Here is a 21,824-nt window from a genome sequence, read left to right on the forward strand (position 1 = left end):
CTATATGGCCAAGGTTTGTTTAGTAAATGCCGTAATCACATAAAGAAATATAATTATATTTCAGAAGCTAATAAGATATTTTGAAGTTTATTTTTTATTCCCAGCTTTAATTTCGCATCATTAAATATCTCATTGATAATACTTCGTTGAATTCGGCTCCCTCCCATGAATTGGTAGTTCATAGGTTCTTGCAGAAGTAAGACTACATTTTTATAATTTTCCTGACTATAATTTCTTATCGATTCAAGGATATTTATTTTTGTATTATAGTAGCCTATCGGGTTACTTTTCTCTGTTTTTTCAATCAAGAAATCTATCATATCGAATCGCTTATTAATGCCAAAGACTAACGCTGCATGGAAATCATTGAAGAAATAAAAACCAAGCTCATCTTTATTATTCCATGACTCAAAAAGTAAATTTGCATGTTTTTGTATATATTGATTGTCCCTTCCGTGCGTGAATTTCATTTTAAATAATAAAGAAGTGGCGTCTAAATCTTCAAGTCCATACCTGTCATTTTTATGACGAATTTGATGATATATATCTAATGCCTGATCAATTTCGTTAATTTCCATGAGAAACATCGCATAGTGCCAGAACAGGTGGATTCTCATGCCATAGTTGTTATGCCAAATGTCCTTCATTTCATCCATCCACTCCTTTCCCTCATGAAATAATTTCTTATCATAAAAATAGTGGCAGATGGCATGAATAGCATAAATATCGAAACTATTTATTTTCAGTGAACTGGCTGCACTGTCATAAGACTCATCATGATACCCATTTTCATTCAGGATAAAGGCTTTAATACCTTTGAAATAGCTATAAAACTCATCGCTAATCTCCCAGTGCTTGTTAACAAGACTGAGCGTTTCAAGCATGGTTCCGGTCATACCATTGTTGAACTCAATCATATGACATGTATAAAAACTGAATATATCTTTAGGGTTTTTTAGTAAGCATTTATAGAAATAATTTCTGGCTTGATAATAATTTTCATTAATTAAAGAAATTATCCCGGAGTTGATCAAATCAGCGCGTTTATCCGATTCTTTTTCACTTATTTTTTCTAATATCTCGATGAGTGATTTAGCCTGTTTATACTTACTTTTCTCCATTGAGAGAAGTAAGTCAACTATATGTATTTGTAATATTGAAAGAGAGATATCACTTGAGTGAAACCAATTTATATTTGTGAGTTTTTCGTTTCTTTTCATTCCCAGTATGCAATGATAACATTCATGTATGAGTGATAAATCATCAATTGTATTAACTACCTGAGATACATTTGACTTATCATTAATAATCATAGGTAACAACCTCATTTAGAGTTGATTGATATGTTATTTTTATATAAGTTTATATTTAATTATTCTATAGTGAATATATAATAAAAAGGAATGAAAATTAATACGTTATTTTAGAAGTAACAGTCTATTAGTATAGGGTGTCTATCGAATATTATTATATATTATCGACCTGCTTCCAGCATTCCGTTATCCAGTCACTTAATATTAATATCCGGTTGAGAACATAGCTATTTTGTACTCTTAAAAGATGAATCGGTAGTGAAGGGAGAGTCCAGTCAGGTAATAATTGGATTAATATTCCATCTTTGATAGCACTATTGAATAACCACTTTGGTCCTGCATGGATACCGGCTCCATCACATACAGCCTGATAAATTGCCCCTACATTATTAAGATAAAAACTACCGAATAACTCTACTCGTTCGATTAATTCATTGCGGGATAATTGAAGGTTGGTTGGATGGATATTTTGATGTAGTGAGTAAATAATCGACTTATGTTTCGTTAAATCCTGTGGATACATTGGTGTTCCATACTTTGCCAGATATTTAGGGCTGGCGCATAATACTCCAGAAATATTTCCCAATTTTTTAGCGATTAGGGTTGAGTCAGGTAATTCGCCAATTCGGATCGCGAGATCAATCCCTTCCTGCCGGAGGTCCAGGCAACTATCTGAAAGTACTATATCAAATATAATGTCTGGGTTTTTATGTTGAAATACGGTTAACCATTGTGTGACGTAGTGTTCTCCCAAACTCACCGGAGCAGTAATCTTAATTATTCCAGATAATGCATTACCGCTGATATCACTCAATGTATTATCTATTTCATTAAGCAAAGGTAACATCCGGAAATAAGCTAACTCTCCTGCTTCTGTCAGGCTTAATTTTCTGGTTGAACGATTAATTAATTGAACTTTTAGCTGCCGCTCAAGAGCCGCTAAACGTCGGCTAGCAACAGAGGGATCTAATCGTAAGTCTTTTGCTGCTTTTATCAGGCTTCCTTTTTCGGCAATTCGAAAAAAGAGCTGCCAGAGTGCTAAATCATGATTCATGCTATTTCCACAATTTTTATTTGAACATATAGCAATATTATTATGATGGTACAGAAGTAAAATAAAGCTATTAAAAACTTTTGTGGGGGCATAGATTGCAAATGGCGAAGAAGTCATGGCGTCGGTATTGGGTATTGGCTGCTGTTTGTATTGCCGGGCTGATTTTACCTCTTGAATATACGGGGCCAGCTGTAGCTTTACCTGCGATTCAATCTGAGTTGAGAGGGAGTGCAATTGCACTATCTTGGGTTATTAATGCATTTGCATTAAGTTTTGGTAGTGCTGTAATGGCAGCAGGAGCGTTAGCTGATCAATATGGACGCAAGAAAATGTTTGTGAGCGGTATAACGGGTTTCACACTATTTTCTCTTCTTGTTACTGTTGCCAATAGTGTTGTTTATCTTGATTTATTACGTGGAATACAAGGTTTTTTCGCAGCACTGACTATGGCGGGGGGGAATGCTGCTTTAGCACAGGAATTTGATGGAAGAGCAAGAACAAAGGCTTTTGGTTTGTTAGGGACAGCTTTTGGTGTGGGTTTAGCATTTGGGCCGGTGATCTCAGGTGCTTTGATAGAAATATTTGGTTGGAGATCTGTATTTTTACTGGGGGCTTGGTTTGGAGGAATTGCACTGGTAATTGGTTGTATCCAAATGCGTGAGTCACGGGATCCTAATGCAGCAAAACTCGATATTAAAGGTGTAATTAGTTTCACTGCATTTTTAGTGTTATTAACATTTGGTATTATGCAAATTCCACAAAGTGGCCTTGGAAGCATTTCTGTTCTTTTACTATTTGGTGCTTCCGTCATGATGTTGTGTATTTTTATTAGTTGCGAATTAACGCATACTCGCCCAATGCTGGATTTATCTCTTTTTCGTTTTAAAAAGTTTGTTGGAGTACAACTTTTGCCACTGGCAACTGCGGTTTGTTTTATTGTTTTGTTGATTTTGTTTCCAATTCGATTAATTGGTATTGAAGGTTACAGTGCAATTGAAGCTGGCGAAATAATGCTTTCATTGTCAGCACCAATGCTTGTTGTTCCTTTTTTCGCGGCTTTGTTAACGCGCTGGTTTTCATCGCCGGTACTCTCATGTCTGGGTTTATTATGTGCCTCAGCTGGGTTAGCATGGTTAGCAAACATACCTGTTGGTACACAACCGACAGAGTTAATATTGCCATTGATGTTGATAGGTGTTGGTACAGGTTTTCCGTGGGGATTGATGGACGATCTTGCTATTAGGGTAGTGCCTATAGAACGGGCAGGAATGGCAACAGGTATTTTCACAACTATGCGAGCTTGTGGTGAAGCCATATGCGTTGCAGGAGCATTAGCAATGCTCAATTTTTTACTACAAATAAGTTTACAGCGAGTTTCACAGCAGCCCACCGAAGTGATTTCTACGGCGGCAAGTAATTTGACAACAGGTAATTTTGACAATGCCAGCAGCCTGTTTATTCATTTATCTGATCAGGAACTCCTGATTATTTATAATGATGCTTTCAATATGTTGATATATATATTAATGGGAATAACAATGTTGGCTTCTATTATTTGTTTTATAACATTAAAAAATGAAAAGGGGAGTTGCTGAATATTAGTTAATATGGTTTTTTTGCGTGGAAACCGACTTTTTATGTTATTGATCACGAAGGTTCCGTAATTTGATATGGCTTTTCTGGTTAATTAGAATAAAAATATTCCATTTCTTTGAAAGTATATTTTTTGCCAGAAAGAGTAATCACGGCCTGTATTAGTGCGGTTTATAGCTTGTTGTTCTCTGCCTTATTTTAATGAGAGCTATGGTAATTATACTATTTCCAGTTGTGGACAGTTTTTTTGTATATTTGATATCCAGTGCTGACTGAAAAGATTTCTCTGCTTGACCTTTAAAATTATCATTATCGATAGGAGCATGGAAAGTATGATAAGAACCGGAAAGCAATATATAGAAAATTTGCGTGATGGACGCACTATTTTTATTAATGGAGAAAAAGTTACAGATCATGTGGATCACCCTGCGTTCAGGAATGCGATTAGATCTGTAGCAAGCCTGTATGATTATAAAATCCAACATGCAGATACAATGACTTTCAGGACGGAAACCGACGAGCAGATGAGTCTGTACTGGCAGTTACCTTCCACCCCCGAGAAGCTGATTGCGCGTGGTCAGGCTGCATATGAGTGGGCGAAGCAGACTGTCGGCTGGCTTGGCAGAAGCCCGGATAATGCAGCAGCGGTGCTTACCGGAATGGTCACGCATATTGAGTTGTTCGAATCTTATTCTCAGGAACGCGCTGACGCTTTACGGAATTATTTTGCCTATGTGAGTGAAAATGATCTTTATCTGGCCTATGCGCTGATTAACCCACAGGGCGATCGCTCAAAAACACCGGGTGCGCATGAAAAGAATATTTACCATACTCTTGGGGTTGTGGAAAAAAATGCTAAAGGTATTGTGGTTCGGGGAGCAAAAATGGTTGCTACCGGCGCAGCATTAGCAGATGAAATATTAGTTGGTTCGCATAAGCCGATGAAAAAAGGCGTTGATGAACGCTATGCGCTCTCTTTTGCTATGCCGATCAATACAAAGGGCATAAAAATTATATCCAGACGTTCTTACGAGCAGGGCGCTAATCCCGCTGATTATCCGCTATCATCCCGTTTTGATGAGAACGATTCCACCATCTATTTCGATGATGTTTTGGTTCCCTGGGAAAGGGTATTCGTCTGCGAAGATATCGAGATGTGTTTTAAGCAGGTGGATTCAACCGCAACGGAACTCCTGATGGATATTCAGAGTATTGCCCGTTACGCGGTAAAATTACATTTTCTGGCTGGTATGGCTCAGGAAATGGCTGAAAATAATGGTGTCAGCGAATATCCACCCGTAAAAGAATCACTGGCACAGCTTGCTTCTTATGCCATGAATATTGAAGGATTATTTAAAAGTGTGATCCATTGTCCAAAAATTGATAATGGATTTTATCTACCTGACAAAACGTTGCTTTATACATATCGAGTCATCGGGCAGTCTACATATCCAAATGTACTGGAGACGATCAGAAAGTTAGCAGGTGGCGGAATTTTGATGATGCCATCAAGTCAGTCTGATTTAGAAAATTCTGAAATTTTGAGTATTATTGAGAAAACACAATATTCATCTATCGTTTCCCCTACTGAGAAGGTCAAGTTCATGAAACTGGTCTGGGATGCTATTGGTTCTGAATTTGCCTCAAGACACCACCAATATGAACTGTTTTACGCCGGAGCGCCTCATCAGACACTGGGACGGCTTTACAATCAATACGACTGGGGATTATCAAGAGAATTAGTGGAAAAAATAAAAGCCCTTTAACTCACGTTTTGTTGCCATACTTGCCCCGTTGTGACTGAGCTGTGGGGCAATAGTAGCAATTATTTGCTATCTTATTCCCATCAAAAATAATTTTCTGAAAGCGCTTGCCATCCTGCTTTAACAGGTCCATAATGCCGCCTCATTTTTGGATAGGCAGAGGAAAATTTCTCCACTAGTGTCTAGAATGGATGAAGAGTTTCCATTTTTACTGTTGATCCCTGATGCTTTCCAGTGAAGTACAATTTCTATTTTTTATCCACAGAATTTAACATAACAACCATTTTGAGTTGCCCAGTATTGATTTGCTTGTTACACAGAGTTATCCACAGGCGATATGATCGCGTCTAACTTTTTTAATTTATTATCTTAAATAAGATATATCAATTAACTAATTGATAAGTTTGAATAATTGACTTTTATTTAAAGTATCTTAATTGATATTTATCTTTCCTTTGCACTTTGAGTAGAAAAGCATTTTTATTTTATTCACAAGGAAACAGAAGCTTTTTTTAAGCAAAAATCAGGCTGATTGTATATTAAGCATCTCGGGGCAACCCTTTGGTAATTGCCCGTATTAACCGTTTTTGTTGTGATGTTTGAACGTTAATTGCATCAATACTTCGGCGAGATAGTTGTTGGTCAATAGCCCAGTGGATATGTTCATCTAACACCTCACTTAGCCCAATTCTTTTTTCTAAAACCAGTACGATTTCATCACGGTATGGGGCATTACCCAATGCAACTGAAATATTACGCAGCCAGCGTAAATAGCCAATACGACGTATTGCTGAACCTTCTGTTATACGCAGAAATTTTTCTTCGCTCCAATTGAACAAATCGAGTAGTTCAGGAGTATGTAGTGCTGCGCGAGGGCTAAAATCGGCTTCGTCTGTTAATTGTGAAAAACGATTCCAAGGGCAGATAAGCTGACAGTCGTCACAACCATAAATCCGGTTGCCCATTAATGGGCGAAACTCTTCCGGGATCACACCCTCAAGCTCAATTGTCAGATATGAAATGCAGCGACGGGCATCAATGGTATAAGGCTCGACAATGGCGCCTGTCGGACACGTGGTCATACAGGCAACACAACGCCCGCATTGCTCTTCCTGGGGGGAGTCAACAGGGAGGGGAAGGTTAACCAGTAATTCACCGAGAAAGAACCAAGAGCCTGACTCTCTGTTTAAAATAAGTGAGTGTTTACCAACCCAGCCAATTCCGGCTTTAGCGGCAAGCGGGCGTTCCATAATCGGAGCGGAATCAACGAAAGGCCGGAAATTCAGTATTCCCTGATATTCATGGGCGGAGCAATATTCCTGAATTTGCTCACCCAGCTTTTTAAGCCGCTGGCGTAGCAGTTTATGATAATCTCTGCCCAGTGCATAACGGCTAACATACCCCTGCTCAGGATTATTCAGGGTGCTGGCAAAAGCGGCTTTGGCCGGCAGGTAATTCATGCGCACGCTGATAACCCGCAAAGTACCCGGTAGCAATTCATGAGGACGTGCTCGCATCATGCCATGGCGTACCATCCAGTCCATTTCTCCCTGATATTGCTTATCGAGCCACTCCTGTAGCCTCGGCTCTTCTGTGGATAAATCGGTATCACAGATACCAACTTGCTGAAAACCGAGAGAAAGGCCCCATTGTTTGATGTTTGCTGCCAGAAGGTTCAGGTCGAGAGGGATTGCCATTGGATATTAAGTGCTGCTGTAAAGGGCGGATAGGTTAACACAGGTTTTACCCGTCGTCTTTCAAGTTGCCTCTTTGTTGGCTGCATTCACTCACTCCGGTCACATAGTTATCTATGCTCCCGGAGATGAGTTCCTTTGCCGCCGCGATGCAACTTGAAATCCATTGGGTATATACCCGTCGTCTTTCTGGTTGCTTTGTTTCCGGGTAGAAGATAGTAAATGATAATAGCTGAGTTATGTTATGGTTATTGGTTAAACTATCTAACTAATATGTCTTTCATATATCCTATGGGTTTCAGACGATGGTCTGGGAAATGATGGGTATATTCCAATAGGCTTTAATTCAATAAAACAATAGATAATTTTCTATGAAAGAACTTGTTTTATCACTTCCGAATGAAAATGCCACTGTTGCATTGGGCAATTCAGTGGCAGCAGCCTGCGAACGCGGCTATGTTATTTATCTATATGGCGACCTTGGTGCCGGAAAAACAACGTTTAGCCGTGGTTTTTTACAGGCGCTGGGTCATCAGGGGCATGTGAAAAGTCCGACTTATACACTGGTTGAACCTTACGCTCTACAGCCACGCCCTGTTTATCATTTTGATTTGTATCGTCTGGCAGATCCTGAAGAACTGGAATTTATGGGGATCCGCGATTATTTTCATCAGGATGCCATTTGTCTGGTGGAATGGCCGCAACAAGGAGCAGGGTTTTTACCTAACGCTGATATTGAGTTGCATCTAGCCTATAACAATGAAGGGCGGCAGGCTCATTTTGTGGCGTTATCTGAATATGGTGAAAGTTTACTGGATAATCTGAAATCCTTATGAAGGAATCCCTGACCATGATGAATGCCTTCTGCGTGAAGACGATAAAAAAATGGCAATCCTATTGGCTAATGTTTTTTATGCTGTTTATTGTTCTGAGCCAATTGGTTATGACAACGGCGGTCGCATCGACACTATCAAATGTGCATGTGAGTAACAATTCATCTGAAGCTACTGTTACATTGGGGTTCACTGGCGGTCATCCCGAGTATCGCTTTTTTCCTCTTCATAATCCTGAAAGGCTGGTTGTGGATATTCGTCAGTCAGCCGGTATCACAGGATTGCCGATGCGTTTATCTGGTCAGAATCTGGTGAAGATAGTCCGAACTAGCCAGCCGCCTGATGCGCAACATAAGCGGGTAGTACTGGAACTGGCTAAGAAGGCAACGGCCACTTCCGTTGTAAAGCAATCCGGGAATCAATATCAGATTATTTTTACCCTGAAGGCCGAGGGGGCTGCAAATAGCCCTTCAATATTCAAAGAGAATTCTATTCCACAAAAAAGTAAGCAATCACTAACAGGTAAAGCAGCGGCTGAGGTCACTTCTGTCATGCAGGAAACAAAACCTGTGTCCGCGCATAATGCCCCGGTTGTGAAAAAGCAGATAAATAAAACTGCTCAGGGGAAATATCCGATTGTGATTGCTATCGATGCCGGGCATGGAGGACAGGACCCGGGAGCCATCGGGCTGCGAGGATTACGGGAAAAAAATATAACTATCAGTGTGGCGCGCAGGCTGGAAGAACTTTTACGTAATGACCCGATGTTTAAACCCGTTCTGACACGCAACGGAGATTATTTTATCTCGGTAGCCGGACGTTCTGAGGTGGCCCGTAAGCACAAAGCAAATATGCTGGTTTCTATTCATGCGGATGCTGCACCTAATCGCAGTGCCAGAGGGGCTTCTGTCTGGGTATTGTCTAATCGTCGTGCAAACAGCGAGCTGGGAAACTGGCTGGAGCAACATGAGAAACAGTCTGAATTATTGGGGGGCGCGGGAGATGCTCTGGCTAATGGTACAGATCCGTTTTTGAGTCAGGCAGTGCTAGATTTACAATTCGGGCATTCACAGCGGGTAGGTTATGACGTTGCGGTTAAGGTGCTACAACAGTTATCTCAGGTTGGCTCTCTGCATAAGCGCACGCCGGAACATGCCAGCTTAGGGGTTTTGCGCTCACCGGATATTCCTTCCATTCTGGTGGAGACAGGATTTATCAGTAACACATCAGAAGAAGAGTTGTTAGGCTCCAATCAGTATCAGGAAAAGCTGGCGCAGGCGATTCATCTTGGGTTGCGTCACTATTTTCAGGCAAACCCGTTGCAGACAGCACCAAAATAATTTTAAACGGTACGTAAGAAACCCGGTGATTTAAGAAAAATCGCAAATTACCAAGAAAAAGTAGGTAAGGTCGAATATGGCTATCAGGATATTACCCCCACAATTAGCAAACCAGATTGCTGCTGGTGAAGTGGTTGAACGCCCGGCATCGGTAGTGAAAGAGCTGGTGGAAAATAGCCTTGATGCCGGCACTACCCGTATTGATATCGATATTGAACGTGGTGGCGCAAAATTAATCCGCATACGTGATAATGGCTGTGGAATTAGCCGCCAGGATCTCACATTAGCGCTGGCCCGTCATGCGACCAGTAAAATAGCCTCTCTGGATGATTTGGAAGCCATTGTCAGTATGGGGTTTCGTGGTGAAGCGCTGGCCAGTATCAGTTCTGTTTCACGGCTGACCCTGACTTCCCGGCCTGAGGGACAGGCAGAAGCATGGCAGGCTTATGCCGAAGGCCGTGATATGGAAGTGACGGTAAAACCTGCCGCCCATCCTGTCGGAACAACGGTTGAGGTTTTGGACCTGTTTTATAACACCCCTGCCCGACGTAAGTTCCTGAGAACAGAAAAAACTGAGTTCGGTCATATTGATGAGGTCGTGCGCAGAATCGCCCTTGCTCGTCTGGATGTGGCGATTAATCTGAATCACAATGGAAAGCTCGTGCGTCAGTATCGTCCGGCTAAAGAAGAATCCCAGCATGAACGGAGGCTGGCAGCGATTTGTGGTACGGCATTTATGCAGCAGGCGCTGGCACTGTCATGGCAGCACGATATGTTGTCTATTAAGGGCTGGGTTGTTGATCCCAAAAGTTCTCATGCCGCGGGGGATATTCAGTATTGCTATGTGAATGGGCGCATGATGCGGGATCGGCTGATTAATCATGCTATCCGTCAGGCTTATCAGGACTTACTGCAAGGCGAACAGCAACCGGCCTATGTCCTGTATTTAGAAATAGACCCGCATCAGGTTGATGTGAATGTACACCCAGCTAAACATGAAGTACGTTTTCATCAGGCTCGTCTGGTACATGATTTTATTTATCAGGGTGTTGCTGCGGTGCTGAAACAGCGTAGTAACGGCACTGAGCTGGGGCTAGATTGTCAGGAAGAGACAACAGACTGGATACCCGAAAACCGGCCTTCTGCGGGGGAAAACCATTTTCTCCGACAAAAACAAACAGCTTCGGCCGGGTCAACGCAAAAAACGTCATCCTCCCCCCGTACCGCCTCTGAAACACCATCTTCAGGTCATCAGGCAGGACATAGTGGTATCAGACAGCCTTATCAGGGGGAAAGTTACCAGAAAAAACAAGGCGAGTTGTATCAAAAATTGATGCAGTTTGCGCCAGAAGAAAAGCAGCCACTTTTTCCTGAACGGTCAGACGCAGAAAGAAAAATTTCCGAAAAGTCGGCTTCTGTCACAGAAAAAGCACCATTAATGTCTGCTCGTTCAACTCCTGTACAGGGAAAAAATAGTAGTTATAGTTTCGGTAAAGTATTGAGTATCTATGCTCCCCACTATGCATTGCTTGAATCGACCTCGGGTATTGGATTATTGTCACTGCCTGTTGCTGAACGCTGGTTGCGGCAGGCTCAATTAACGCCGGGGGAGCAGGGGCTTAAACCACAGCCACTTCTCATCCCACTGAAGTTGTCTCTCAGTGAGACAGAGGTCAATGTTTTGCGACAGAATAGTGAGCTATTGAAGACTTTTGGTATTGAATCGACTGTCGCACATGGAAAAGTGACCATTCATGCGGTATCGTTGCCTCTGCGCCAACAAAACCTGCCAAAACTTTTTCCGGCGTTGTTGGGTTATCTGATGGAACAGTCATCAGTTTCAGCACGATCAGTTTCAGTACAGCAGGTAGCAATCTGGCTTGCCCGCCATTTGGGCAGTGAACATGAAACGTGGAATATTGCACAGGCTGTTCAGCTTTTAGCTGATGTTGAGCGTCTTTGCCCTCAATTAGTGGGATCTCCGCCAGAGGGTTTATTACAATTAATTGATTTACAAGCAGTGGTGGCACTTTTTAATCATGAGTGATTTAAAAACTCAACATTTGCCCACAGCCATTTTTATTATGGGGCCGACAGCCTCAGGAAAAACGGCATTATCAATCGCTTTGCGTCAGCATCTTCCGGTTGAACTGATTAGCGTTGATTCTGCACTGGTTTATCGTGGCATGGATATTGGTACTGCGAAACCGTCTGCAGAAGAGCAGGCTCAGGCTCCGCACCGTTTGATTGATATTCTGGATCCTGCCGACGTGTATTCTGCTGCTGATTTCCGTCGCGATGCGCTGGAACAAATGGCAGAAATTACGGCAGCAGGGAGAATTCCGCTCCTGGTCGGCGGAACCATGCTATATTTCAAAGCATTACTGGAAGGGTTATCACCACTACCTTCAGCAGACCCTGAAGTCAGGGCGGTCATTGAGCAGGAGGCAGAGGAACACGGGTGGGAGTCATTGCATCAGCAATTGCAGGAGATTGATCCGGTTGCAGCAGCAAGAATCCATCCAAATGATCCACAACGTCTTACTCGTGCACTGGAAGTTTTTCGGATTTCGGGTAACACTCTAACTACATTGACAGAAACGTCTGGGGAAGTATTGCCTTATCGTGTTCATCAGTTCGCTATTGCGCCTGCAAGCCGTGAAATTTTGCATAAGCGCATTGCAGCCCGATTTGAACAGATGATCAAATCAGGGTTTGAAGATGAAGTTAAAGCGCTTTATGCTCGTAGCGATTTGCATACGGATTTACCCTCCATTCGTTGTGTTGGTTATCGTCAAATGTGGTCTTACCTTGCAGGCGAGATTTCTCATGATGAGATGGTTTATCGTGGTATCTGCGCAACTCGCCAGCTGGCGAAGCGTCAGATAACCTGGCTCAGGGGGTGGGACGATGTGGCCTGGTTGGACAGCGACCAGCCTGAGCAGGCCCTGAAAACAGTCATGCAGGTTATTGGTACATAAATTCGTTGATTGTGTACAATTATCAGTACAAAGCGTCATTTTTGAGTAGTTACTTTTTCGAACCAACGGGTTCTTAGTTAAAAACAACAAAATAAGGAAAATATAGAATGGCTAAGGGGCAATCTTTGCAAGATCCATTCCTGAACGCATTACGTCGTGAAAGGGTCCCGGTTTCTATTTATTTAGTCAACGGCATCAAATTGCAGGGTCAGATTGAGTCTTTTGACCAGTTTGTCATTTTGCTGAAAAACACGGTTAGCCAGATGGTTTATAAACACGCCATCTCTACTGTTGTGCCTTCCCGTCCGGTATCTCACCACGGTAGCAATGCTAATATGGCATCCAGCGTGGGAAATTATCAGGCTGGTAACAGTCCGGCAGCACAACAGGAAAATGATATCGCTGAATAAATCAGTGATAATGCCTGACATAAATAAAAACATAGGTAGGGAGACTTTACCTATGTTTTTCCTATGGAATTTTATACCCAATGGATTTCGAGTTGCATCTCGGTAGCTTGAAAGACGAAGGGGATACTCAGCCTGAGGGTTGCACCATTGTTTGATCGTTACGAAGGCGGAGAACTAGCCGTTCTGGTGCATGTTTTTTTCTCACAGGAAAAAGACACGGAAAATCTCAGTGAATTTGAATCATTGGTGACTTCCGCAGGTGTTTCTCCTGTGCAGATTGTGACAGGAAGCCGTAAGGCTCCGCATCCGAAATATTTTGTCGGGGAAGGCAAGGCAGAAGAAATTGCTGAAGCAGTCAAAAACAGTGGTGCAGATGTGGTGCTGTTTGATCACGCACTTTCTCCTGCTCAGGAACGTAATCTGGAACGCTTGTGCCAATGTCGTGTTGTTGATCGTACTGGTGTAATACTGGATATTTTTGCCCAGCGGGCGAGAACTCATGAAGGTAAGTTGCAGGTAGAACTTGCACAGTTACGCCATTTATCGACTCGCTTAGTCAGAGGCTGGACCCATCTTGAACGCCAGAAAGGCGGAATTGGTTTACGTGGCCCCGGGGAAACCCAGCTGGAATCAGATCGCCGTATGTTGCGCGATAAAATTAAACAGATTCTGGGGCGTCTTGGTAAAGTAGAAAGACAGCGTGAACAGGGGCGTCAGGCGCGCAACAAAGCAGATATTCCCACCGTTTCTCTTGTTGGTTACACCAATGCCGGAAAATCAAGTTTATTCAATAGAATAACCTCGGCTGAGGTATATGCTGCTGATCAGCTTTTTGCTACTCTCGACCCGACATTGCGTCGGATCGCTGTAAATGATGTCGGCCCGGTTGTTCTGGCTGACACCGTTGGTTTCATTCGTCACTTACCCCATGATTTGGTGGCAGCGTTTAAGGCCACTTTGCAGGAAACAAGGCAGGCAAGGTTATTGCTTCATATCGTTGATGCGGCTGATAACCGGCTGGATGAGAACATTCTTGCAGTGGACAGTGTTCTGGAAGAGATTGAAGCGCATGAAATCCCTTCTTTGCTGGTGATGAATAAAATCGACATGCTGGACGATTTTGAACCCCGGATTGACCGTGATGAAGAAAATCGTCCGGTGCGAGTCTGGCTTTCAGCCCAGAGCGGGGAAGGTATACCCCTGCTATTGCAGGCACTGACTGAACTTCTTTCCGGTGAGATTGCACATTATGAATTGCATTTGCCTCCGGAAGCCGGGCGTCTGCGTAGCCGTTTTTACCAGCTTCAGGCCATTGAGCGTGAATGGATGGAAGAAAGCGGTCAGCTGGGGCTAGAAGTCAGGATGCCGATGATCGACTGGCGTCGTCTGTGTAAGCAGGAGCCAAATTTACCAGACTATGTTGTCTGATTGATTGGCGCAGGGCGACAAACAAGGTATTATTTTGGCCGCCATTTCAGGGTACTTAGCGTTATGGAGTAACGTGATGAAATGGTGGTGATGAAATGATTGTGCCAGAATTGCAGTGACGAAATCAGCACTGTCATCAGCACTGTCAAAAGGTATCACCCAAAAATATTGGTTGCTTATGAAACGGTGAAGTTTATCGTTTTTGCCCATGGAGGTTGTGTCTGATATATCAGTAACAGCGGCCTGTGAAGTGGGAAGCCTCACCCGTGTGGGTGGAAGAGCAGTCACCTCTGAAAAACCAGTGAAAAACTAAAAAGTGGAGCTAAAACATGGCGTGGAATCAGCCCGGTAATAACGGACAGGACCGCGACCCGTGGGGAAGCAGCAAGAATAATGGCGGCAACTCCGGCGGCAACAATAAAGGTGGTCGAAACCGTGGGGCAACTGATCTCGACGATCTGTTCCGTAAACTGAGCCAAAAACTCGGCGGCCTCGGTGGAAACAAAGGTGGAAATGGTTCTGGGCAGAACCCTAAATTTGGTGGACGTCTTATTGGTCTCGCCATTGCTGTTGTAGTTGTTGTTTGGGTTGTCAGTGGTTTCTATACAATCAAGGAAACAGAACGTGGTGTTGTTACCCGTTTGGGTAAATTCAGCCATATCGTACAGCCCGGTCTGAACTGGAAGATGACATTTATCGACCGCGTTCGTGCTGTTAACGTTGAATCTGTTCGCGAACTGGCAACAACGGGTGTCATGCTGACATCGGATGAAAACGTAGTGCGTGCTGAAATGAACGTTCAGTATCGTGTTACTGATCCTGAAGCCTACCTTTTCAATGTCACCAATCCAGATAACAGTCTTCGTCAGGCGACTGACAGTGCTGTGCGCGGGGTTGTCGGCAAATACACAATGGAAAAAATCCTGACAGCGGATCGTACTATTGTGCGTAATGATACCCAAAAGGTACTGGAAGAAACCATTCGTCCATACCACATGGGGATCACCCTGCTGGATGTTAACTTCCAGACTGCGCGTCCGCCTGAAGAGGTGAAAGCGGCATTTGATGACGTTATCGCAGCCCGTGAAGAAGAACAAAAAACCATTCGTGAAGCAGAAGCCTATAAAAACTCTGTCTTACCAATTGCCAAAGGTAATGCTCAGCGTATTATCGAAGAAGCCAAAGCTTATAAGGTCAGTGCGGTATTGAATGCACGGGGTGAAGTAGCAAGTTTTGCCAAAATCCTGCCTGAATATAAAGCGGCACCGGAAATTACCCGTGAGCGTCTTTATATCGAGACAATGGAACGAGTTCTGAGTAATACCCGCAAAGTGATTGCCAATGAAAAGAGCAATAATATGCTGGTATTGCCACTGGATCAGGTTCTTCGTAGTCAGGCTGAAGCAGCAAAGGCTAAATCACCAGAAGTGAAAGTAACACCAGAGCATCGCAGCACGACACATTCCACACCAGCACACGGGCAATCAGGTTATGGCAGTTCTGGCTATGGTGATTCAAGCGACCTGCGTGGTGATACGACAAGACAAGGGAGACCATAATAATGCGTAAGTCGTTCGTCTTTGTTATTGCCGCCATATTGGTTGTGCTCTACTCATCAATCTTTATCGTATATGAAGGCCAGCGTGGGATCGTACTGCGTTTTGGTAAAGTAGTACGTGATGCTGAAAATAAGCCAGTGGTTTATCAGCCGGGCCCACATTTCAAGATCCCATTTATTGAAACTGTTAAAACGCTTGATGCCCGTATCCAAACAATGGATATCAAGGCAGACCGTTTCCTTACCAGTGAAAATAAAGACTTGATTGTTGACTCTTATCTGAAATGGCGCATTAAAGATTTCAGCAGCTATTATCTGGCTACCGGTAATGGTTCAATTTCTCAGGCTGAAGTTCTGTTAAAACGTAAATTCAGTGACCGTCTGCGCTCTGAAATCGGTCGTCTGGATGTTCGTGGTATCGTGACCGACTCCCGTGGTCGTCTGACGACGGATGTACGTAATGCTCTGAACCTGGGAACGAGTGATGAAGACTCTTCCGCAGACGATGCAATCGCTTCTGCTGCTGCCCGTGTGAAGAAAGAAACTAAAGGTGCACAGCCTGCTTTCAATCCGAACAGTATGGCTGCACTGGGGATTGAGGTTGTGGATGTCCGTATCAAGCAGATCAACCTGCCGGATGAAGTTTCAGGAGCAATCTACCAGCGTATGCGTGCAGAACGTGAAGCGGTAGCGCGTCGTCACCGTTCACAGGGGCTGGAAGAAGCTGAGAAGGTTCGCGCAGCGGCTGATAAGTCGGCGACTGAAATCAAAGCAGCAGCATATAGTGAGGCTCTGATTTTACGCGGTGAAGGTGATGCGGAAGCAACAAAACTGTTTGCTGATGCTTTCAATAAAGATCCTGATTTTTATGCCTTTATCCGTAGCCTGCGTGCGTACGAGAATAGCTTCAGGAATGAAGGGAATATCATGGTTCTCAGCCCTGATACAGACTTCTTCCGCTACATGAAAGATCCATCTAAACAGCGCACTCATAGTCGTGCTAATGACTGATAGTTTCTGATAGGTAAATTGATTACAGATAAATTGTCTGATATTTGCCTGAATTAGCAGAAATAAACGTCATTTCTGAGCCACTGTAAGAAAACTTACAGTGGCTTTTTACGTCCTTTTTTATACCCACAGTCTTTCAAATTGCTTCTTTTGTAGCTCTTATGAGTTATTCCGTCATTACCAATGCTGACTTATCAGCCCGTTAATATGACGAAACGAAATAACAGAAGTGAGAAAAAATACTGAAAGGTGCTAAATGAGATGGTAGAATCCATTTTTAAGCAACCGAGTGAACTTTTGAAATGGGTAAGAACGTTGTCGTATTGGGCACCCAATGGGGTGACGAGGGCAAGGGTAAAATCGTCGACTTGCTGACTGAACGGGCTAAATATGTTGTCCGTTATCAGGGGGGCCATAATGCGGGCCATACATTAGTCATTAACGGTGAAAAAACCGTTCTCCACTTAATCCCATCTGGGATCCTGCGTGAAAATGTCATTAGCATTATCGCTAATGGGGTCGTTTTAGCACCAGATGCTTTGATGAAAGAAATGAACCAGCTTGAATCACGTGGGATTCCTGTACGTGAGCGCTTGCTTATTTCTGAAGCTTGTCCATTGATCCTGCCTTATCATGTTGCATTGGACAATGCTCGTGAAAAAGCGCGTGGTGCGAAGGCAATCGGTACAACCGGTCGTGGTATCGGTCCTGCATACGAAGACAAAGTGGCTCGCCGTGGTCTGCGTGTGGGTGATTTGTTCGATAAAGAAACTTTCGCAGCTAAACTGAAAGAAATCATCGATTATCATAACTTCCAGCTGGTTAACTATTACAACGAACCTGCCGTTGATTTCCAGAAAACTCTGGATGATATTCTGGCGATTGCGGATATCCTGACTGGCATGGTAGTTGACGTTTCTGACCTGCTTTACAAAGCAACTCAGAAAGGTGAGCTGGTAATGTTTGAAGGTGCTCAGGGTACATTACTGGACATCGACCACGGTACTTATCCTTATGTAACCTCCTCTAATACCACCGCTGGTGGTGTTGCAACGGGTTCAGGTCTGGGTCCGCGTTACGTTGATTATGTACTGGGTATTGTCAAAGCTTACTCTACCCGTGTTGGTGCAGGTCCATTCCCAACAGAACTGTTTGATGAAACCGGTGAATATCTGCGCCAGAAAGGTCAGGAATTTGGTGCTACCACAGGCCGTAGCCGTCGTACTGGCTGGCTGGATATCGTTGCTATCCGCCGCGCTATTCAAATTAACTCCCTGTCCGGCTTCTGTATGACCAAACTGGACGTACTGGATGGCCTGAAAGAAGTTAAGATCTGTGTAGGTTATCGTCAGGCTGATGGTACTGTCATCGACACTACACCACTGGCAGCAGAGAACTGGGAAGGTCTGGAAGCGGTATATGAAACCCTGCCGGGCTGGGATGAAAGCACTTTCGGTGTGAAAGAGCACAGTCAGTTGCCAGAAGCTGCTCTGAACTACATTAAGCGTGTAGAAGAACTGTCTGGTGTTCCTGTTGATATTATTTCTACAGGCCCTGATCGCTCTGAAACGATGATCCTGCGCGATCCATTTGATGCTTAACTGATTATTTTTAATCACTAAGTATCTCTAACCGGGCTTTATGCCCGGTTTTTGCATTTTGGGGACGCAGACAGCCGTACCTCTATCATTTTTCTGGTGACAGCTTGCTTTGCTTAATTTTTAAAATACCCACATAATGTGACCAGTTAATGATGATAAACCAATAATCTTTACTTGTTTGGTTTCCAATAATCCCCGTTATATCCAGCCACCCAGAGGTAAGTGTGCAGTTAACCAGTTTTACCGATTACGGCTTGCGTGCCCTGATTTATATGGCTTCTTTACCTGAAGGCCAGATGACAAATATTACTGAAGTAACAGAAGTTTACGGTGTATCGCGTAATCATATGGTAAAAATCATTAATCAACTGAGTAATCTGGGATTAGTGAATGCTGTCAGAGGAAAAAACGGCGGCATTAGTCTGGGAAAATCCGCCAGTGAAATTAAAATTGGTGATGTGGTGCGTTTACTGGAGCCACTTGGATTAGTTAACTGCGACAGCTGCCATATTACTCCAGCCTGTCGTCTAAAATCAGTATTGAATCAGGCAGTGGAAAACTTTTTGGAAGAATTAAATCAATATTCTTTGGCCGATATGGTTGAAGACAATCGTCCCCTTTATCAATTGTTGCTGACGAAATGAAGCAGGAAATAAAGCGCGGGGATAAACAGCTTACTGATGACAACAGAGGAATAGCGATGTCAAAAGATCCTTTTCAGGAACGAGAGGCTGCAAAATACGAATCTCCTATCCCAAGTCGGGAATATATCTTGGATATCCTTTCTAAACACACCACTCCGGTAAGTCGTCAGGAAATAGCACAAGAACTTCAGTTAACCAGCGCAGAGGCGCAGGAAGCATTGCGTCGCCGTTTGCGCGCAATGGAGCGTGATGGACAGTTAGTTTTCACTCGTCGCCAGTGTTATGCGTTGCCGGAAAGATTGGATCTATTAAAAGGAACTGTCATTGGGCATCGTGATGGTTATGGATTCTTACGGGTGGAAGGTCACAAAGAGGATTTTTATCTGTCAGCAGAACAGATGAAGATGGCAATCCACGGTGATGTTGTTTTGGCCCAACCTTTACGTCCGGATCGTAAAGGCCGTATTGAAGCGCGTATCGTCCGGGTATTGGAGCCAAAGACCAGCCAGATAGTCGGGCGGTATTTTATCGATGCCGGTATGGGTTTTGTGGTTCCTGATGACAGCCGTTTGTGTTTCGATATCCTGATCCCGAAAGAAGAAATTTGCGGAGCAAGGATGGGGAATGTCGTTGTTGTGGAACTGACGAATCGCCCAACCCGCCGTACTAAAGCCATCGGTAAAATTGTTGAAGTACTCGGTGAAACGATGGGAACGAGCATGGCGGTTGATATTGCCCTTCGAACCCATGAAATCCCTTATAACTGGCCACCGATAGTGGAAAAACAGTTAGCTGGTCTGGATGAAAATGTCCCGGAATCAGCGAAAGAAGGCCGGGTTGATTTACGAGCACTGCCATTAGTCACTATCGATGGTGAAGATGCCCGTGATTTCGATGACGCAGTATATTGTGAAAGAAAACGCGGTGGCGGTTGGCGCTTATGGGTTGCCATTGCTGATGTCAGTTACTATGTTCGCCCACAAACGCCTTTGGATGCCGAAGCATGTAGCCGTGGTAACTCCGTTTATTTCCCGTCGCAGGTTGTACCGATGCTGCCGGAAGTGTTATCAAACGGATTATGTTCGCTAAATCCAGAGGTTGATCGCTTGTGTATGGTGTGTGAAATGACGATTTCCGCTCAGGGAAGGTTGTCTTCATACAAATTTTACGAAGCGGTGATGAATTCTCACGCCCGTTTGACTTATACCAAAGTAGGGAAAATCCTGCAGGGCGATCAGGAACTGCGAGAACATTACAAGCCGCTGGTGAAGCATATTGAGCATCTGCATGAACTTTATCAGGCGTTGGATGTATCCCGTGACGAGCGGGGAGCCATTTCGTTTGAATCTGAAGAAGCGAAATTTATCTTCAATGCGGAAAGGAGAATTGAGCGCATTGAACCGGTTGTGCGTAACGATGCTCATAAGTTGATCGAAGAGTGCATGATTCTGGCAAATATTGCGGCTGCGCGTTTTGTCGAAAAACATCGTGAACCTGCTCTGTATCGTATTCATGATCGACCACGAGAAGAAAGTATTCTGAATTTGCGTTCGGTCTTTAATGAACTGGGACTGGAACTGCCGGGTGGCATGACGCCAGAGCCGAAAGATTTCGCTGAACTGATGAAACTTGTCTCTGAACGTCCCGACCATGAATTGTTGCAAACGATGTTGTTGCGTTCCATGAAACAGGCCATTTATGATCCGGAAAATCGCGGTCACTTCGGTCTGGCCCTGCGCGCTTATGCACATTTTACATCGCCGATCCGTCGTTATCCTGATTTAGTTTTACACAGGGCAATTAAGTATCTGCTGGCACAGGAAAACGGTACTGCTGAACAGCACTGGACACCAACCGGTGGCTGGCACAACGATATGGCGCAGATGCTGCAATTGGGCGATCACTGCTCAATGACTGAACGCCGTGCTGATGAAGCGACACGAGATGTGGCTGACTGGCTGAAATGTGATTTCATGCAGGATCAGGTGGGTAATGTTTTCACCGGCCTGATTACCAGTGTGACGGGCTTCGGTTTCTTTGTCAGGTTGCATGATCTGTTCATTGATGGTTTGGTACATGTTTCCACATTGGATAATGACTATTACCGTCATGACAATGTTGGTCAGCGTCTCATAGGTGAATCTTCCGGGCAGACTTATCGGCTTGGCGATGAAGTAGAAATCCGTGTAGAAGCGGTTCACATGGATGAACGTAAGATTGACTTTGCTTTGCTTTCTACGACCCGCAAAGCCCGTAATAAAGGCAAAACAGCACGGGATAAAGCGAAAAAAGGCGCATTTGAGCGTAAAGGTGCCAAAAAAGGTCGTGATTGTAAAAAATCAGATAATTTTGAGCCAGATAGCGGTTTCCGTAAGAAGAAAAAAACGGAAAAAGCCAGTTCAGGAAATAAGTCAGATAAAACGTCAGACAGCCAGTCAGGAAAAGCAGGCAAAAAGAAAAAAATTTCAGACAAAACCAAAAAGATCACGGCAAAGCTGAAAGCTAAACGCGCGAAAAAAACGCGGAAAACAGTTGATAGTTAACTAGCAAAAAATAGAGATAATAGGGCGGTTTTCGCCGCCCTCCATTTTTTAGGTATCA

General features: G+C 43.8%; 16 protein-coding genes. 13 read left to right on the forward strand and 3 right to left on the reverse strand.

Going from position 1 to position 21,824, the window contains the following annotated elements; genetic code table 11:
• Window positions 1–53: 53 nt before the first annotated feature.
• Both AACX38_RS05040 and AACX38_RS05045 read right to left on the reverse strand, forming a co-directional pair.
• A complete protein-coding gene (locus AACX38_RS05040; protein ID WP_228863659.1) occupies window positions 54–1,313 on the reverse strand; it encodes a hypothetical protein in 1,260 nt (419 codons plus the stop codon).
• 154 nt (window positions 1,314–1,467) lie between these two features.
• Entirely contained in the window at window positions 1,468–2,367 is a 900-nt protein-coding gene (locus AACX38_RS05045; protein ID WP_228863660.1) for a LysR family transcriptional regulator, read from the reverse strand.
• 101 nt (window positions 2,368–2,468) lie between these two features.
• Between AACX38_RS05045 and AACX38_RS05050 the strand changes: the two genes are divergently transcribed.
• Window positions 2,469–3,962, forward strand: a complete 1,494-nt coding sequence (locus tag AACX38_RS05050) for an MFS transporter (protein ID WP_228863661.1) — start codon at window positions 2,469–2,471, stop codon at window positions 3,960–3,962.
• A 321-nt stretch (window positions 3,963–4,283) separates the two neighbouring features.
• A complete protein-coding gene (locus tag AACX38_RS05055; RefSeq protein ID WP_339385661.1) occupies window positions 4,284–5,726 on the forward strand; it encodes a 4-hydroxyphenylacetate 3-hydroxylase family protein in 1,443 nt (480 codons plus the stop codon).
• Window positions 5,727–6,262: 536 nt separating this feature from the next.
• On the opposite strand, the gene queG is transcribed toward AACX38_RS05055, so the two are convergent.
• Window positions 6,263–7,420, reverse strand: coding sequence for a tRNA epoxyqueuosine(34) reductase QueG (gene queG, locus AACX38_RS05060; RefSeq protein ID WP_228863663.1), 1,158 nt, complete (start codon window positions 7,418–7,420; stop codon window positions 6,263–6,265).
• 368 nt (window positions 7,421–7,788) lie between these two features.
• Here queG and tsaE point away from each other — a divergent pair, with 368 nt between their 5' ends.
• The 11 genes from tsaE (at window position 7,789) to rnr (ending at window position 21,766) form a co-directional block, all read left to right on the forward strand.
• A complete protein-coding gene (tsaE, locus tag AACX38_RS05065) occupies window positions 7,789–8,253 on the forward strand; it encodes a tRNA (adenosine(37)-N6)-threonylcarbamoyltransferase complex ATPase subunit type 1 TsaE (RefSeq protein WP_228858105.1) in 465 nt (154 codons plus the stop codon).
• Window positions 8,254–8,267: 14 nt separating this feature from the next.
• Window positions 8,268–9,590 (forward strand): N-acetylmuramoyl-L-alanine amidase AmiB, encoded by a 1,323-nt coding sequence (gene amiB / locus AACX38_RS05070; protein ID WP_370630603.1) that lies wholly within the window; start codon window positions 8,268–8,270, stop codon window positions 9,588–9,590.
• Between the two features lie 76 nt (window positions 9,591–9,666).
• On the forward strand, window positions 9,667–11,637 hold the full coding sequence (gene mutL / locus AACX38_RS05075) for a DNA mismatch repair endonuclease MutL (protein WP_228863665.1): 1,971 nt from the start codon (window positions 9,667–9,669) through the stop codon (window positions 11,635–11,637).
• Window positions 11,630–12,571, forward strand: a complete 942-nt coding sequence (miaA, locus tag AACX38_RS05080) for a tRNA (adenosine(37)-N6)-dimethylallyltransferase MiaA (protein WP_228863666.1) — start codon at window positions 11,630–11,632, stop codon at window positions 12,569–12,571. Before mutL ends, miaA begins: the two co-directional genes overlap by 8 nt.
• A gap of 107 nt (window positions 12,572–12,678) precedes the next feature.
• Window positions 12,679–12,981, forward strand: coding sequence for an RNA chaperone Hfq (hfq, locus tag AACX38_RS05085; protein ID WP_086955100.1), 303 nt, complete (start codon window positions 12,679–12,681; stop codon window positions 12,979–12,981).
• Window positions 12,982–13,128: 147 nt separating this feature from the next.
• Window positions 13,129–14,409 (forward strand): ribosome rescue GTPase HflX, encoded by a 1,281-nt coding sequence (hflX, locus tag AACX38_RS05090; protein WP_228863667.1) that lies wholly within the window; start codon window positions 13,129–13,131, stop codon window positions 14,407–14,409.
• Window positions 14,410–14,738: 329 nt separating this feature from the next.
• On the forward strand, window positions 14,739–15,968 hold the full coding sequence (hflK, locus tag AACX38_RS05095) for an FtsH protease activity modulator HflK (protein ID WP_099119989.1): 1,230 nt from the start codon (window positions 14,739–14,741) through the stop codon (window positions 15,966–15,968).
• Between the two features lie 2 nt (window positions 15,969–15,970).
• Window positions 15,971–16,978 (forward strand): protease modulator HflC, encoded by a 1,008-nt coding sequence (gene hflC, locus AACX38_RS05100; RefSeq protein ID WP_099119990.1) that lies wholly within the window; start codon window positions 15,971–15,973, stop codon window positions 16,976–16,978.
• A gap of 302 nt (window positions 16,979–17,280) precedes the next feature.
• Complete coding sequence (locus AACX38_RS05105) at window positions 17,281–18,579, forward strand: adenylosuccinate synthase (protein WP_228863668.1); 1,299 nt, start codon at window positions 17,281–17,283, stop codon at window positions 18,577–18,579.
• Between the two features lie 224 nt (window positions 18,580–18,803).
• Window positions 18,804–19,223, forward strand: a complete 420-nt coding sequence (gene nsrR / locus AACX38_RS05110; RefSeq protein WP_099119992.1) for a nitric oxide-sensing transcriptional repressor NsrR — start codon at window positions 18,804–18,806, stop codon at window positions 19,221–19,223.
• A 56-nt stretch (window positions 19,224–19,279) separates the two neighbouring features.
• Window positions 19,280–21,766 (forward strand): ribonuclease R, encoded by a 2,487-nt coding sequence (gene rnr / locus AACX38_RS05115; RefSeq protein ID WP_228863688.1) that lies wholly within the window; start codon window positions 19,280–19,282, stop codon window positions 21,764–21,766.
• Window positions 21,767–21,824: the final 58 nt, after the last annotated feature.

This window comes from Xenorhabdus sp. PB30.3, assembly GCF_963895965.1.
Lineage (GTDB): Bacteria > Pseudomonadota > Gammaproteobacteria > Enterobacterales > Enterobacteriaceae > Xenorhabdus > Xenorhabdus stockiae.

Bases quoted from the DNA above. Each gene is read 5' to 3' on its own strand.
- AACX38_RS05040 (WP_228863659.1), bottom strand. From the start codon at position 1,313: ATGATTATTAATGATAAGTCAAATGTATCTCAGGTAGTTAATACAATT.
- AACX38_RS05045 (WP_228863660.1), bottom strand. From the start codon at position 2,367: ATGAATCATGATTTAGCACTCTGGCAGCTCTTTTTTCGAATTGCCGAA.
- AACX38_RS05050 (WP_228863661.1), top strand. From the start codon at position 2,469: ATGGCGAAGAAGTCATGGCGTCGGTATTGGGTATTGGCTGCTGTTTGT.
- AACX38_RS05055 (WP_339385661.1), top strand. From the start codon at position 4,284: ATGGAAAGTATGATAAGAACCGGAAAGCAATATATAGAAAATTTGCGT.
- queG (WP_228863663.1), bottom strand. From the start codon at position 7,420: ATGGCAATCCCTCTCGACCTGAACCTTCTGGCAGCAAACATCAAACAA.
- tsaE (WP_228858105.1), top strand. From the start codon at position 7,789: ATGAAAGAACTTGTTTTATCACTTCCGAATGAAAATGCCACTGTTGCA.
- amiB (WP_370630603.1), top strand. From the start codon at position 8,268: ATGATGAATGCCTTCTGCGTGAAGACGATAAAAAAATGGCAATCCTAT.
- mutL (WP_228863665.1), top strand. From the start codon at position 9,667: ATGGCTATCAGGATATTACCCCCACAATTAGCAAACCAGATTGCTGCT.
- miaA (WP_228863666.1), top strand. From the start codon at position 11,630: ATGAGTGATTTAAAAACTCAACATTTGCCCACAGCCATTTTTATTATG.
- hfq (WP_086955100.1), top strand. From the start codon at position 12,679: ATGGCTAAGGGGCAATCTTTGCAAGATCCATTCCTGAACGCATTACGT.
- hflK (WP_099119989.1), top strand. From the start codon at position 14,739: ATGGCGTGGAATCAGCCCGGTAATAACGGACAGGACCGCGACCCGTGG.
- hflC (WP_099119990.1), top strand. From the start codon at position 15,971: ATGCGTAAGTCGTTCGTCTTTGTTATTGCCGCCATATTGGTTGTGCTC.
- AACX38_RS05105 (WP_228863668.1), top strand. From the start codon at position 17,281: ATGGGTAAGAACGTTGTCGTATTGGGCACCCAATGGGGTGACGAGGGC.
- rnr (WP_228863688.1), top strand. From the start codon at position 19,280: ATGTCAAAAGATCCTTTTCAGGAACGAGAGGCTGCAAAATACGAATCT.